Source organism: Rhizobium sp. PK7-22, from assembly GCF_056530405.1.
Genome location: NZ_CP096514.1, coordinates 1,585,215 through 1,598,716 on the forward strand (window position 1 = coordinate 1,585,215; position 13,502 = coordinate 1,598,716).

General features: G+C 62.6%; 17 protein-coding genes. 14 read left to right on the forward strand and 3 right to left on the reverse strand.

Annotation, left to right across the window (positions count from 1 at the left end; genetic code table 11):
• Positions 1-15: 15 nt before the first annotated feature.
• On the reverse strand, positions 16-591 hold the full coding sequence (locus M1E10_RS12315) for an invasion associated locus B family protein (RefSeq protein WP_499176703.1): 576 nt from the start codon (positions 589-591) through the stop codon (positions 16-18).
• Between the two features lie 307 nt (positions 592-898).
• Between M1E10_RS12315 and coxB the strand changes: the two genes are divergently transcribed.
• The 12 genes from coxB (at position 899) to M1E10_RS12375 (ending at position 10,912) form a co-directional block, all read left to right on the forward strand.
• The gene (gene coxB, locus M1E10_RS12320; RefSeq protein WP_499176704.1) at positions 899-1,789 is read left to right on the forward strand and encodes a cytochrome c oxidase subunit II; all 891 of its coding nucleotides are present in this window, start codon (positions 899-901) and stop codon (positions 1,787-1,789) included.
• 15 nt (positions 1,790-1,804) lie between these two features.
• The gene (gene ctaD / locus M1E10_RS12325; protein ID WP_499176705.1) at positions 1,805-3,505 is read left to right on the forward strand and encodes a cytochrome c oxidase subunit I; all 1,701 of its coding nucleotides are present in this window, start codon (positions 1,805-1,807) and stop codon (positions 3,503-3,505) included.
• A gap of 57 nt (positions 3,506-3,562) precedes the next feature.
• Positions 3,563-4,519, forward strand: coding sequence for a protoheme IX farnesyltransferase (gene cyoE / locus M1E10_RS12330; RefSeq protein WP_499176706.1), 957 nt, complete (start codon positions 3,563-3,565; stop codon positions 4,517-4,519).
• The gene (locus tag M1E10_RS12335; RefSeq protein ID WP_029617119.1) at positions 4,519-4,656 is read left to right on the forward strand and encodes a cytochrome c oxidase system small membrane protein; all 138 of its coding nucleotides are present in this window, start codon (positions 4,519-4,521) and stop codon (positions 4,654-4,656) included. Before cyoE ends, M1E10_RS12335 begins: the two co-directional genes overlap by 1 nt.
• 4 nt (positions 4,657-4,660) lie before the next feature.
• Positions 4,661-5,272, forward strand: a complete 612-nt coding sequence (locus M1E10_RS12340; protein ID WP_499176708.1) for a cytochrome c oxidase assembly protein — start codon at positions 4,661-4,663, stop codon at positions 5,270-5,272.
• A gap of 50 nt (positions 5,273-5,322) precedes the next feature.
• Entirely contained in the window at positions 5,323-6,198 is an 876-nt protein-coding gene (locus tag M1E10_RS12345; protein ID WP_499176709.1) for a cytochrome c oxidase subunit 3, read from the forward strand.
• Between the two features lie 94 nt (positions 6,199-6,292).
• Positions 6,293-7,054: an SURF1 family protein gene (locus tag M1E10_RS12350; RefSeq protein ID WP_499176710.1), complete on the forward strand. Its 762-nt coding sequence runs from the start codon at positions 6,293-6,295 to the stop codon at positions 7,052-7,054.
• Positions 7,055-7,131: 77 nt separating this feature from the next.
• A complete protein-coding gene (gene ispH / locus M1E10_RS12355) occupies positions 7,132-8,148 on the forward strand; it encodes a 4-hydroxy-3-methylbut-2-enyl diphosphate reductase (protein WP_499176711.1) in 1,017 nt (338 codons plus the stop codon).
• 99 nt (positions 8,149-8,247) lie between these two features.
• Entirely contained in the window at positions 8,248-9,225 is a 978-nt protein-coding gene (locus M1E10_RS12360; protein WP_499176712.1) for a homoserine kinase, read from the forward strand.
• Entirely contained in the window at positions 9,222-9,662 is a 441-nt protein-coding gene (rnhA, locus tag M1E10_RS12365) for a ribonuclease H family protein (RefSeq protein ID WP_499176713.1), read from the forward strand. Before M1E10_RS12360 ends, rnhA begins: the two co-directional genes overlap by 4 nt.
• Positions 9,663-9,722: 60 nt before the next feature.
• The gene (locus tag M1E10_RS12370) at positions 9,723-10,532 is read left to right on the forward strand and encodes an endonuclease/exonuclease/phosphatase family protein (protein ID WP_499176714.1); all 810 of its coding nucleotides are present in this window, start codon (positions 9,723-9,725) and stop codon (positions 10,530-10,532) included.
• A 71-nt stretch (positions 10,533-10,603) separates the two neighbouring features.
• On the forward strand, positions 10,604-10,912 hold the full coding sequence (locus tag M1E10_RS12375; protein ID WP_499176715.1) for a Dabb family protein: 309 nt from the start codon (positions 10,604-10,606) through the stop codon (positions 10,910-10,912).
• A gap of 61 nt (positions 10,913-10,973) precedes the next feature.
• Here the strand turns inward: M1E10_RS12375 and M1E10_RS12380 are convergent, their stop codons facing one another.
• Positions 10,974-11,459, reverse strand: coding sequence for a peroxiredoxin (locus M1E10_RS12380; RefSeq protein WP_499176716.1), 486 nt, complete (start codon positions 11,457-11,459; stop codon positions 10,974-10,976).
• A 59-nt stretch (positions 11,460-11,518) separates the two neighbouring features.
• Positions 11,519-12,382, reverse strand: coding sequence for a protein-disulfide reductase DsbD domain-containing protein (locus M1E10_RS12385; protein WP_499176717.1), 864 nt, complete (start codon positions 12,380-12,382; stop codon positions 11,519-11,521).
• A 168-nt stretch (positions 12,383-12,550) separates the two neighbouring features.
• Between M1E10_RS12385 and M1E10_RS12390 the strand changes: the two genes are divergently transcribed.
• Positions 12,551-13,153, forward strand: a complete 603-nt coding sequence (locus M1E10_RS12390) for a YqgE/AlgH family protein (RefSeq protein WP_499176718.1) — start codon at positions 12,551-12,553, stop codon at positions 13,151-13,153.
• Positions 13,154-13,245: 92 nt separating this feature from the next.
• Entirely contained in the window at positions 13,246-13,437 is a 192-nt protein-coding gene (locus M1E10_RS12395) for a CsbD family protein (RefSeq protein ID WP_499176719.1), read from the forward strand.
• The last annotated feature ends 65 nt before the right edge of the window (positions 13,438-13,502 follow it).

Genomic DNA, 13,502 nt, shown 5'->3' on the forward strand with positions numbered 1-13,502 from the left:
CAGGCCGAAGCAAGGTCAGGGCAGAGCGTCGTAGCCGGCGGCAAAGCCGTTGAGTTCGATCGGAATGCCGACGCGGTCCTGGTCCACCGATTCGCGCAGTGCGAAGACGGCGTTCTTCCCGGCCCGCAGGATGCGCATCAGCTCATCGTCGATCTCCACCTCCACGTAGCAGCCCTCGGAGAAGCAGCGGGTGAAATAGGCGCGGCCGATGTTGTTGTTGTCGACGAAGAGTTCCATGCCGTCCTTGAGCAGCACGCCGAGAGGCGCGAGGATGCGCAGGATTTTCGCCTTGCGGTCGGCGGTCTTCAGGATGACCACCGAAAGTCCGACTTCCGGTCGGTCCTCGGCAATGACGTTCTGCATCAGCGCGCACTGCTCGGTGGCGGCACCGGCGGGGCGGTCGCAGATGATCGACCAGGCGCCGTGGTTTTCCCGAACGGTTCCCGGCTGTTGCGGCGACGCCGGCTGCGGCACTCGTCCTTGGCTCGGCGCCTGCGGAACCGGCGCAGCAGGCTGCTGGGCCCTTGCGGGGAGCGACGAGCCGGCAACGGCAGCCGCGAGACAAGCGGCGATGATCGAAGAACGACCCATGGAACCCCCTAGATGGCGAATCGGTGCGCTATTCATGGCGTTCGCGGCCCGAAATGAAAAGCCCCGCCCTCATTCCAATGGAGTGAGGCGAAAATGGGACCCGGCTGCATCTGCGCCGTTGCCGCGGGAGGTCAAAAGGCGCTAAAACACGTTTCAGCACCGGCATTTGACGGAGCGCAAAAATGCCGCATGGGGTTTTCCCGCAAGATATTGCGGCAACCGGCAAACTGTGATTGAAGCAGACCACATAGCCTGGATTCTGCGTTTCGATTTGACTGAGATCAAACGCCTGAGGAGAATAGTTGTGATGAACAGAGCTCTTGCGGTGATGACGGCGCTCATCTGTCTGCTCTTTGCTTCTGCCGGTTTTGCCGATCAGCCGACACCGTGGCAGGTCGACCTGCAGGTGCCGGCGACATCGATGATGGCCGAAATCAAGTGGTTCAATAACTACACCCTGTGGTTCATTGTCCCGATCACCTTCCTGGTGCTCATCCTGCTGGTCGTGGTGGCGATGAAGTTCCGCGCCAGCGCCAATCCGGTGCCGTCGCGGACAAGCCACAACACCCTCATCGAGATCTTCTGGACCATCGGCCCGGTGCTCGTGCTCTTCTTCATCGCGATTCCGTCGTTCAACCTGTTGAACGCCCAGCTGACGATGCCGACCAACCCGGACCTGACCGTCAAGGCGACTGCGACCCAGTGGCTCTGGAACTACGAGTACGAGGGTGGAGAGCAGCCGCTGGCGTTTGACTCCTACCTGTTGCAGGACGCCGACCGTGCCGAGATCGGCAAGGAAGACGTGGCGGCCTATCCGCGCCTGCTGGCCGTCGACAACGAAATGGTCGTTCCGGTCAACAAGACCGTCCGGCTTCTCGTGACCGCTGCGCCGACCGACGTCATCCACGCCTTCGCCATGCCCGCCTTCGGTCTGAAGATCGACGCCGTGCCTGGCCGCTTGAACGAGACCTGGTTCAGGGCCGAAAGAGAAGGCCTCTACTACGGGCAGTGCTCCGAGCTTTGCGGCAAGGACCATGCCTTCATGCCGATCGCCATCCGCGTTGTCTCCGACGAGCAGTATGCTGTCTGGGCGGCGGCTGCGCAGGAGGACCTCACCGGTGCCAACCGTGCGCTCATGGCGTCGGCCGGTCAGCCGGCTGAAGCTGGCGTCCGCGTCGCGGCGACCGAAAACAACTAACGAGGAGTGAGGACAATGGCTGGACCAACCGCTCACGACGATCATGCTCATCCTCGCGATGCCTCGCACGGCGATGCACACGCGCATGGACACCACGACCACAAGCCCAGTTTCGTCAACCGCTGGCTGTTCTCGACCAACCACAAGGATATCGGCACCCTCTACCTGATCTTCGCGATCATGGCAGGCATCATCGGCGGACTGATGTCCGTCGTCATGCGCATGGAGCTGCAGGAGCCAGGCATCCAGATCTTCCACGGCCTTGCTGCGATGGTCTACGGCTTCGAGGGCGATGCTGCCATCGATGGCGGCAAGCACATGTACAACGTCTTCACCACGGCGCACGCCCTGGTGATGATCTTCTTCATGGTCATGCCGGCGCTCATCGGTGGTTTCGCCAACTGGATGATCCCGATCATGATCGGTGCTCCGGACATGGCCTTCCCGCGCCTGAACAACATCTCGTTCTGGCTGCTGCCGCCCGCCTTCCTGCTGCTCCTGCTCTCGCTCTTCGTGGAAGGCCCGGCCGGTGCCTATGGCGCAGGCGGCGGCTGGACGATGTATCCGCCGCTGTCGTCGGCCGGTCATCCGGGGCCCGCGGTCGATCTGGCGATCTTTGCGCTGCACGTCTCCGGTGCATCGTCGATCCTCGGCGCCATCAACTTCATCACCACCATCCTCAACATGCGCGCCCCCGGCATGACGCTGCACAAGATGCCGCTCTTTGGCTGGTCCGTGCTCGTCACCGCCTTCCTGCTGCTGCTGTCGCTGCCGGTTCTGGCCGGTGCGATCACCATGCTGCTGACCGACCGCAACTTCGGCACGACCTTCTTCTCGCCCGAAGGCGGCGGTGACCCGATCCTCTACCAGCACCTGTTCTGGTTCTTCGGCCACCCGGAAGTCTACATCCTGATCCTGCCCGGTTTCGGCATCATCAGCCATATCATCTCGACCTTCTCCAAGAAGCCGGTCTTCGGTTACCTGGGCATGGCCTATGCCATGGTCGCGATCGGTGCGGTCGGTTTCATCGTCTGGGCCCACCACATGTACACGGTCGGCCTGTCGCTCGACGCGCAGCGCTACTTCGTGTTCGCCACCATGGTGATCGCGGTTCCGACCGGCATCAAGATCTTCTCCTGGATCGCAACGATGTGGGGTGGTTCCTTGAGCTTCCGCACGCCGATGATCTGGGCGATCGGGTTCATCTTCCTGTTCACCGTCGGCGGCGTCACGGGCGTCCAGCTCGCCAACGCCGGCCTGGACCGCTCGCTGCATGACACCTATTACGTCGTGGCCCACTTCCACTACGTTCTGTCGCTCGGTGCAGTCTTCGCGATCTTCGCCGGCTGGTACTACTGGTTCCCGAAGATGAGCGGCTACATGTACAGCGAGACGCTCGGCAACCTGCACTTCTGGGTAATGTTCGTGGGCGTGAACCTCGTGTTCTTCCCGCAGCACTTCCTGGGTCTGGCCGGCATGCCGCGCCGCTACATCGACTATCCGGATGCCTATGCCGGCTGGAACTACGTCTCCTCTATCGGCTCCTACCTGTCCTTCGTTGGCGTCCTGATCTTCCTGTATTCGATCTGGGATGCCTTCGCGAAGAAGCGCGTCGCCGGTGATAATCCCTGGGGCGAGGGTGCCAGCACGCTCGAATGGCAGCTCTCTTCGCCGCCGCCGTTCCACCAGTGGGAACAGCTTCCGAAGATCCGCTGATCAAAACAGACAGGGCACCGCACCAGCGGTGCCCTGAAAACCAGACAGGACAGCATGATGACGGTAATAGACAATCACGACGCAGCAGCTCTGGACGGTGGTTTTCACCTGTCGGAAGCCGGCGCTCGCGATTTCTTCGAGCTCCTGAAGCCCCGCGTCATGTCGCTCGTGGTCTTCACGGCCTTCGTCGGCATGATCCTTGCGCCGGGTGAGATCAACCCGGTTCTCGGCCTGATTTCCATTCTCTGCATCGCCGTCGGCGCCGGCGCGTCCGGTGCGCTCAACATGTGGTACGACGCCGATATCGACGCGATCATGTCGCGCACGGCCAAGCGCCCCATTCCGACGGGCCGGATCGAGCCGCGCGAGGCGCTGGCCTTCGGCGTGACGCTCTCCGTCTTCTCCGTCATCATCCTCGGCCTGGCGGTCAACTGGTTCGCCGCCGCACTTCTCGCCTTCACGATCTTCTTCTATGCCGTCGTCTACACCATGTGGCTGAAGCGTTCGACGCCGCAGAACATCGTGATCGGCGGCGCTTCTGGCGCCTTCCCGCCAATGCTCGGCTATGCCTGCGTTACCGGTGGGGTGACGCTCGACAGCATCCTCCTCTTCCTGATCATCTTCCTGTGGACGCCGGCCCACTTCTGGGCGCTGGCGCTGTTCAAGATGCGCGACTATGGCTCCGTCGGCATTCCGATGATGCCCAACGTCGCAGGCGAGCGGTCCACCAAGACCCAGATGGTCGTCTACACCGTGCTGACAGCGGCAGTCGCCGTCGGCCCGTATTTCACCGGCCTTGCGGGGATCGGCTATGGCATCTTTGCCGCCGTGCTCAGTGCCATCTTCATCTACTGTTCCATCGCCGTCTGGCGGATGCCGGACGGCGATGAGAAGATGGTAGCCGCCAAGAAGATGTTCGCCTATTCCGTCTTCTACCTGTTTGCGATCTTCTCGGCGCTGCTGGTGGACTACTTCGCAGCCGGGCTCTTCAACCTCGCAGGAGGTCTGCTGTGATCGAAACTGTCAAAGTCACCGAGAAGCAGAAGAAGTCCCGCCGCAATCGCAATGTCGCCCTCGGACTCGTGCTGGCCGGTCTGGTCCTGCTTTTCTACGTCATCACGCTCGTCAAGGTCGGCGGGCTGGGGAACTGAGAACATGACGATGAACCCTGCTTCGAAGCCTCAGCAAAGCAAGCGCCTCGGCAACGGTGCCATCATGGCCCTGTGCTTGGTCTTCGTCGGCGGCATGGTTGGCATGGCCTATGCGGCCGTTCCGCTCTACCAGCTGTTCTGTCAGGTCACCGGCTACAACGGCACGACGCAGCGCACGGAACAGTTTTCCGACACCATCCTCGAGCAGACCATGCCGGTCACCTTCGACGCCAACACGTCGAACGGGCTGAATTGGGAATTCAAGGCAGCGAAGGGCATCGTGCCGAAGATCGGCGAGACGGTTCAGGTTAATTTCACCGCCACGAACCGCTCCAGCCAGCCAAGCACCGGGACGGCCGTCTTCAACGTGACGCCGATGGAAGCCGGGGCCTATTTCAACAAGGTGCAGTGCTTCTGCTTCACCGAGACGACGCTTCAGCCCGGCGAGACGCTGGAAATGCCGGTGGTTTTCTTCATTGATCCGGAGATCGCCAAGGCCGAAGAGACGAAAAACATCAAGACGATCACGTTGTCTTACACTTTCTACCCTGCGCAACCCGCAAAGCCGGTTGCAGCAGTTCAGGAAAAGGGTAAGTCAGCCAATGGGCAACTTTGAGAGGTTCTGCCGGTTCGCCGACAGAGAAGCATGGACCTGGGGATTCTGACATGGCCGAAGCGCATCAGAAAAATCACGACTACCACATCATCGATCCGAGCCCGTGGCCGCTTCTGGCGTCCATCGGTGCCTTCGTCCTCACGTTCGGCGGTGTCGGCTACATGCGCTACCTGAATGGTGGCTCGTTCGAGATGCTCGGCGTCAACTGGGCTTCGCCGTGGCTGTTCTACATCGGCCTGGCGATCATTCTCTACACGATGGTCGGCTGGTGGAGCGACACCATCAAGGAAGGCCGTGAAGGCGCCCACACCCGCGTCGTCTCGCTGCACCTGCGCTACGGCATGATCATGTTCATCGCCTCGGAGGTGATGTTCTTCGTGGCGTGGTTCTGGGCCTTCTTCGACGCCAGCCTCTACGCCAATGAGGCCATCCAGGCGACTCGGACGGAGTTCCTGGGCGGACAGTGGCCGCCGGCCGGCATCGAGGTTCTCGATCCCTGGCACCTGCCGCTCTACAACACGGTCATCCTGCTGCTGTCGGGCACCTGCGTGACCTGGGCCCACCACGCCCTGCTGCACAACGACCGCAAGGGCCTCGTCAGTGGCCTTGCCCTCACCGTTGCGCTCGGCCTGCTGTTCTCCTTCGTGCAGGTCTACGAGTATGCAACCGCGCCGTTCGCCTTCTCCAACTCGATCTACGGCGCCACCTTCTTCATGGCCACGGGCTTCCATGGCTTCCACGTCTTCGTCGGCACGATCTTCCTGCTGGTGTGCCTGATCCGTGCCATGCGCGGCGGTTTCACCCCGACCAAGCACTTCGGTTTCGAAGCTGCGGCCTGGTACTGGCACTTCGTCGACGTCGTCTGGCTGTTCCTCTTCTTCTCCATCTACATCTGGGGTGGCTGGGGCGCACCGCTCGCCCATTGATCCGGGCGATCACGATCACCAAGTTCAAGGGGGAGGGCGGCGAAAGCCGCCCTTCTGCTTTCGAGGGATTTGCATGACACAGGGCACGCGACAGATGACGGACACCCCGCGCAAATACGGCGGCGGACGCGCCAGGATGGCGATCACCGGCGTTCTGGTGCTGGCGGTTCTGGCGGTGCTGCTGACGCTCGGCACCTGGCAGGTCCAGCGGCTGCAGTGGAAGGAGCAATTGCTCTCCGACATGGCCGCACGGCGCGATGCACCGCCGATCGGGGCCGAAGAGATTGCCGCCATGCTCTCGCGCGGCGAGGACATCGAATATCGCACCATGCGCGTCAGCGGCACCTTCGACCATGCGGACGAACGGCATTTCTTCGCCACCCACAACGGCCAGCCCGGCTTCTACGTCTATACCCCCATGACGCTGGAGGACGGCGCGGTTCTCTTCGTCAACCGTGGCTTCGTGCCCTATGACCTGAAGGACCCGGCGCTGCGGCGGCAAGGGCAGATCTCAGGCGAAGTCACCGTTACCGGTTATGCCCGCGGCGAGCTTCTGGATAAGCCGTCCGCCATCGTTCCCGACAACGATCCGGCAAAGAACATCTTCTACTGGAAGGACCTGTCGGCGATGACATCCACTACGGGGGTGGATGCTGACCTCGTGCTTCCCTTCTTCATGGATGTCGACGCCTCCCAGACCGTCCCCGGCGGCCTGCCGCAGGGTGGGGTCACGCAGTTCGCGCTGACCAACAACCACCTGCAGTATGCCGTCACCTGGTACGGGCTGGCCGGTGCGCTGGTGGTGGTCGTGATTGCCGTCGGCCTGCGCCGGCGCAGACCGGATGATGCCGACTGACGAAAGTTTTCCTTGGCGACCGCGGACGCGCTCGCCTATATGAACCATATCTGCAAACCATCGAGCAGCGGAACGGAATGAATATCCACGTCGATCAGCCTGTCGAAAAGCCGCCCCTGACGATCCGCCTCTGCGGCCCGCGCGGCTTCTGCGCCGGCGTCGACCGGGCCATCCAGATCGTCGTCCTGGCGCTCAAGGCCTATGGCGCGCCCGTCTACGTCCGCCACGAGATCGTCCACAACCGCTATGTGGTCGAGGGGTTGGGGGCCAAGGGCGCCGTCTTCGTCGAGGAACTTGACGAGATCCCGGCGGAGCACCGCCAGCAGCCGGTCGTCTTTTCCGCCCACGGCGTGCCGAAGTCTGTCCCCGCGGATGCCCAGGCCCGCAACCTCTTCTATCTGGATGCCACATGCCCGCTGGTGTCCAAGGTTCACAAGCAGGCGATGCGCCACCAGCGCCTCGGCCGCCATGTGATCCTGATCGGCCATGCCGGACACCCGGAGGTCATCGGCACAATGGGCCAACTGCCGGAGGGCACGGTCTCGCTGGTCGAGACAATCGAGGACGCGGAAGTCTACGTGCCGGCCGATGCCGCCAACCTCGGCTTCGTGACCCAGACGACGCTCTCCGTCGACGATACGGCAGGCGTGATAGCGAAGCTGCAGGAGCGCTTCCCCCTGCTGCAGGCCCCGGCGGCCGATTCGATCTGCTATGCCACCACCAACCGCCAGGATGCCGTCAAGGAAGCCGCGCCCGGCTGCGATCTCTTCATCGTCGTCGGCGCTCCCAATTCCTCCAACTCCAAGCGGCTGGTCGAGGTGGCGTTGCGGGCCGGGGCAACCCGCTCGATGCTGGTGCAGCGCGCCTCCGAGCTCGATTGGGACCAGATGGGTGCGATCGGTACGCTCGGCATCTCCGCCGGCGCTTCCGCGCCCGAGGTGATCGTCGAGGAGATCATCGAGGCCTTCCGTTCCCGCTATGCCGTGACGGTGGAGCTTGCGATCACCGCCGAGGAGACGGAGAACTTTCTCGTCAACAGGGAGCTGCGCAGCGTGCCGCTCACCCGCGAAGACATGGCCTTCGTCAACGGGTGACGGGTCGGCCTCCGATAAGGTAGAACACGCGCTGATTCCTGCGAAGGCGCCTTGCAACACGCCGCCGCACCCGTGCCTCTTGATTTGCGAGAACCCGACGTGGCCGTTTACACCGACATCACCGAAGACGACCTGAAGGCATTTCTCAGCCCCTATGACGTCGGCGAACTGACCTCCTACAAGGGCATCGCCGAAGGCGTCGAAAACTCCAATTTCCTGCTGCATACGACGCGCGACCCGCTGATCCTGACGCTTTACGAAAAGCGGGTGGAGAAGGCGGACCTGCCGTTCTTCCTGGGACTGATGCAGCATCTGGCGGCCCACGGGCTGTCCTGTCCGCTGCCTCTGCCACGCAGCGACGGTGAACTGCTGGGCGAACTCTCTGGCCGCCCCGCCGCCATCATCACCTTCCTGGAAGGCATGTGGCTGCGCAAGCCGGAAGCACGCCATTGCCGCGAGGTGGGCAGGGCCCTGGCCGCCATGCATGTCGCCGGCGACGGGTTCCAGCTGAAGCGCCCGAACGCCCTGTCGCTCGAGGGTTGGAAAAGCCTGTGGGAAAAGTCAGCCGAGCGCGCCGATGAGGTCGAACCGGGGCTGCAGGAGGAGATCACCGAGGAGCTCGCCTTCCTCGAGGCCCATTGGCCGCGCGACCTGCCGGCCGGCGTCATCCATGCCGACCTCTTTCCCGACAATGTCTTCTTCCTGGGCGACGACCTCTCCGGGCTGATCGACTTCTATTTCGCCTGCAACGATTTCTACGCCTATGACGTCGCCATCTGCCTCAACGCCTGGTGCTTCGAGAAGGACGGCTCCTACAATCTCACCAAGGGCATGGCGCTGCTGGAGGGGTACCGCGAAGTGCGGCCGCTTTCGAAAGAGGAAACCGAGGCTCTGGCGGTGCTCGCCCGCGGCTCGGCGCTTCGCTTCTTCCTGACCCGCCTCTACGACTGGCTGACGACGCCCGCCGGTGCGCTGGTGGTCAAGAAGGATCCGCTGGAGTACCTGAAGAAGCTGCGCTTCCACCGTGCCATCGCCTCCAGCGTTGAATATGGCCTCGCACCGGAGATCGCATCATGAAGCACGTGGACATCTACACCGACGGCGCCTGCTCCGGAAATCCTGGCCCCGGCGGCTGGGGCGCTATCCTTCGCTATGGCGAGGTGCAGAAGGAACTCTTCGGCGGCGAGGCCGCTACGACGAACAACCGCATGGAGCTTTTGGCCGCCATCTCGGCGCTGGACGCGCTGAAGGACGCCTGCGAGGTCGATCTCCACACCGACAGCAAATACGTGATGGACGGCATCTCGAAGTGGATCTTCGGCTGGAAGAAGAACGGCTGGAAGACCGCCGACAAGAAGCCGGTGAAGAACGGTGAGCTCTGGCAGGCGCTCGATACGGCCAACCAGCGTCACAAGGTCAAATGGCACTGGGTGAAGGGCCACGCAGGCCATCCGGAAAATGAACGGGCCGACGAACTTGCCAGGCTCGGCATGGCGCCGTTCAAGAAGCGCTAGCCGGACCGCCCGGTGCGGCACGAAGACGCCGGCGGGCATCGACGGGGGAGGGGTTGAATCATGGCGCTGCGCATCATCTCCCTGAATGCCTGGGGCGGCCGCCTCCACGCGCCCTTGATGGACTATCTGCGCCAGGCCGACCCCGACGTGCTCTGCCTGCAGGAGGTTACCCGCACCACCGGGCGCACCGACGGCTGGCTCCTCTACCGCGACGGCTCGCTGGAACTGCCGCAGCGGGCCGATCTCTTTGCCGACCTGCGGGCCGCCCTGCCGGATCACGATGCCTTCTTTGCCCCTGTGGCCCGCGGTGAACTCTTCGATGGCGACGATGCGCTGCCCTCGCAGTTCGGACTGGCAACCTTTGTCCGCAGCAATCACCCGGTCGTCGGCCAGGCCCTCTCCTTCGTGCACGGAGACTATTCGCCGGATGGCTGGGGTCCGCATCCCCGCTCGCGCAATGCCCACTGCCTTCGCATCTACAGCGCCGAGAGCCGCCGTTTCTTCACGGTCGCGCAGATGCACGGCCTCAGGGAACTGTCGGGAAAGCGGGACACGCCTGCCCGCATCGCGCAGGCGCATGCCCTGGCAAGGGTGATCGCTCAGGTACGGCAGCCGGACGACGGACTGATTGTCTGCGGTGATTTCAACGTGCTGCCCGACAGCCGGACATTCGAGATCCTGAGCGCGATGGGACTGACGGATCTGGTCACCGCCGGCGGATTCACCGACACCAGAACCTCCTGGTATGAGAAGGCCGGTCGCTATGCCGACTACCTTCTGGTGAGTGACGGAGTTGCGGTGCGTCGCTTCGACGTCGTCGCGGAGCCGGAAGTCTCCGACCATCGCGCCCTGCTGCTCGACTTCGAATGAGTGCGCTTATCTTGTTGCCCTTCGTGAGGTTCTTCTTATTGTGCCCGGACGGGAGATTGCGGAGGTAGCAAATGATCCTTCATTGTGTGTTCTTGAGATTTAAATCGGCCCTGCAGGCAAGCGACAAGCAGGCGCTCTACGAGGAAGTGGCGGCGTTGAAGAGCGTGGTCCCCGGCATGCTGGAGATCAAATACGGCCCAAATGTCTCTCCGGAGGGGTTGAACGGCGGCTTCCGTGACGGCTTTGTCGTCACCTTCGAGAATACGGACGCACGCGACGCCTATCTCGTGCATCCGGAGCATGTGGCGGTCGGAGAGCGAATCGTCGCCTCCACCGACGGCGGAGTAGCGGGACTGCTGATTTTCGACCTCGAGACCTGAACAACAAAAAAAACGGAGCCACTTGGCTCCGTTTCTCATTCTGGATTTGACTTCCTGCCGCTCAGAGCTGCTCGATGAGGGCCGCGGCGCTGGAGACGGTCGCCTGGCCGGGATTCTCCTCGATGTTGAGGGATTTCACCACGCCGTCATCGACCACCATCGAATACCGCTTCGAGCGTACGCCGAGGCCCCCGGCGGAAAGGTCCATGTCGAGCCCCATTGCCTTGGTAAAGGCTCCATTCCAGTCCGGCAGGAAGTGGATCTTGCCCATGCCGCCCGAAGACTGCGCCCATGCACCCATCACGTGCCAGTCGTTGACGGCGACGACGGCAATGTCGTCGATACCGCGGGCAAGGATCGCATCGCGGTTCTCCAGGAAGCCCGGAAGATGATTGAGCGAACAGGTGGGCGTGAAGGCGCCAGGCACCGCAAAGAGCACAACGCGCTTGCCCTTGAAGAGCTCATCGGTGCTGATCTCGACGGGACCATCCGCAGTCTTCTCCTTGAAGGTCGCGGCTGGCAGCTTTTCTCCGATGGCGATGGTCATGGACATGTCTCTCCTCTTGTGGCGGCGCCTTTGCCGGTCGAGCGCACTATAGATTCCCGCTAGTTGAAGGCAAGCGAGGTTTCCATGGCGCGATCGCCCGCGATCACCAGGATCCCCCAGCGCTTGCCGCGCATGTCGTAGCTCTTGGGAAGCTTCTCGATCGGCACATCCAGCGCATAATCCTCACCATCCTGGCGTCCGTCCTTGCTGTCGAAGAAGACATGACCCTGCGGACCGGTGACGATGACTTGGGGTGGGGCGGCAAGCGCGCCCGGAAGACGCAGCCTCAGGCGCAGCCTGTCGTTGCCGGTGAGCGCGTAATGGGTCAGCGCAAAGTCGCCTGAAGGGGCTTCGGGAAGCTTTGCCTCCGCGGATGCCACCAGCATGGCTTCCTGAACGGGTGTGGCGCCGGTGCCTGCCAGTTGCAGGGCGAAATCCGCCTGGAAGGGGATGCAGATGTTGCGGCAAAGCCCGACGAAGGCGGACACGCCGACGGTCAGGGGTTTGGCCGGGTTCTCGACACGGAGCGCGAAGGGCAGGGCCACTGGATGGTCGTAACCGATGTCGCGCAGCGACCCGTTATCGATACGCTTAGGTACGGGATAATCGAGCCGGTCGAGGCTCACGCTGTCGTCCTCGGAGACAATCAACTGCGGCGGTATACCGGCATCGCCGGGCTCTTTCCAATAGGTGATCCAGCCGGGGTTCGGCTCGATCTGCAAGGCACCGCGCACTATGCCGTCCGGGCTCGGCGGAAGGGCGACGAGCCGCATGCGCCCGCCCTCGTTGGTCGCCCAGTCGGTCATCTCCGCCTTGGCGGGCATGGCGGCGCTCAGCACGGTTGTTGCCAGCAGGACAAGCGAAGCGATCAGAGCCTTCGGCCGGTGGCTCGCGAAAACGTGTCTGGTTACGTCAGGGGTCATGGAAGCAATGCTCTATCGGATGTCTGTCGCCGGAACCAGCCATCAGTCCATGCCGGCGGATCATTTTAGGTTGATTGCCGGGGAGCCTTGCCCCATCTTTCACCTAATCACCAGCCTGGGGCGGGAGTATCGCATCGCCATTGACCGGGACGAACGGAGGCGAAATTCGTGGTAGCTTCTCTACAGGACACGAGCGAGCGGAGCTTTATGGACGGTCAGTTCCTGATCGCCATGCCTGGCCTGCAGGAAGGCACCTTCGTCCGCACCGTGATCTATGTCTGCGCCCACTCACCTGCCGGCGCGATGGGTTTCATCATCAACCGCAATCAGCCGGTGTCCTTCCTTGATGTGTTGGAACATCTCGACATACTCCACGGCGACGATGTCGCGGCGCTGTCGAACGAGGTGCGGCGGCTCCCCGTGTTGATGGGTGGGCCGGTGGAATCGGGACGCGGCTTCGTGCTTCATTCCGACGACTACGTCGGCGAATCCAGCATTCCGGTAACCGAGGACGTTTCCCTGACGGCAACCCTCGACATCATCCGGGCGATCAGCAAGGGCAAAGGACCGAAGCGCGCGACCATGATGCTTGGCTACGCTGGCTGGGGCCCAGGCCAGCTGGAGACCGAAATTGCCAACAATGGCTGGCTGACCTGCCCCTCCGCCGAGGAACTGATCTTCGATGCCTCCGTCGACACTAAATACGAGCGGGCGCTGGCGCTCCTGGGCATCTCGCCGGCGGCGCTCTCGAGCGAAGCCGGACACGCCTGAATTGTCGTCCCCGCCTTCGTGGGCGGAACGAAGGTTGGCATCATGCGTTCTTCTTCCAACGAGCCATTCCGGCCGTATGAAGGAGACCCGACATGGGTAGCACTGGCGACAAGATCGAAGGCAAGGCTAACGAAATGGCTGGTAAGGCGCGTCAGGCAGTTGGCGATGCGACCGACAATCACGAGATGGAAGCCAAGGGCGCCGCTCAGGAAGCCAAGGGCCACGGCCAGCAGGCCAAGGGCGAAGTCAAGGAAGGCGTCAAGAAGATCGTCGACAAGGCCTGATCTGACTGACTGAATTGAAAAGCCCGCTCCGGCTGCCAGAGCGGGCTTTTCTGTGTCTGCAGTCC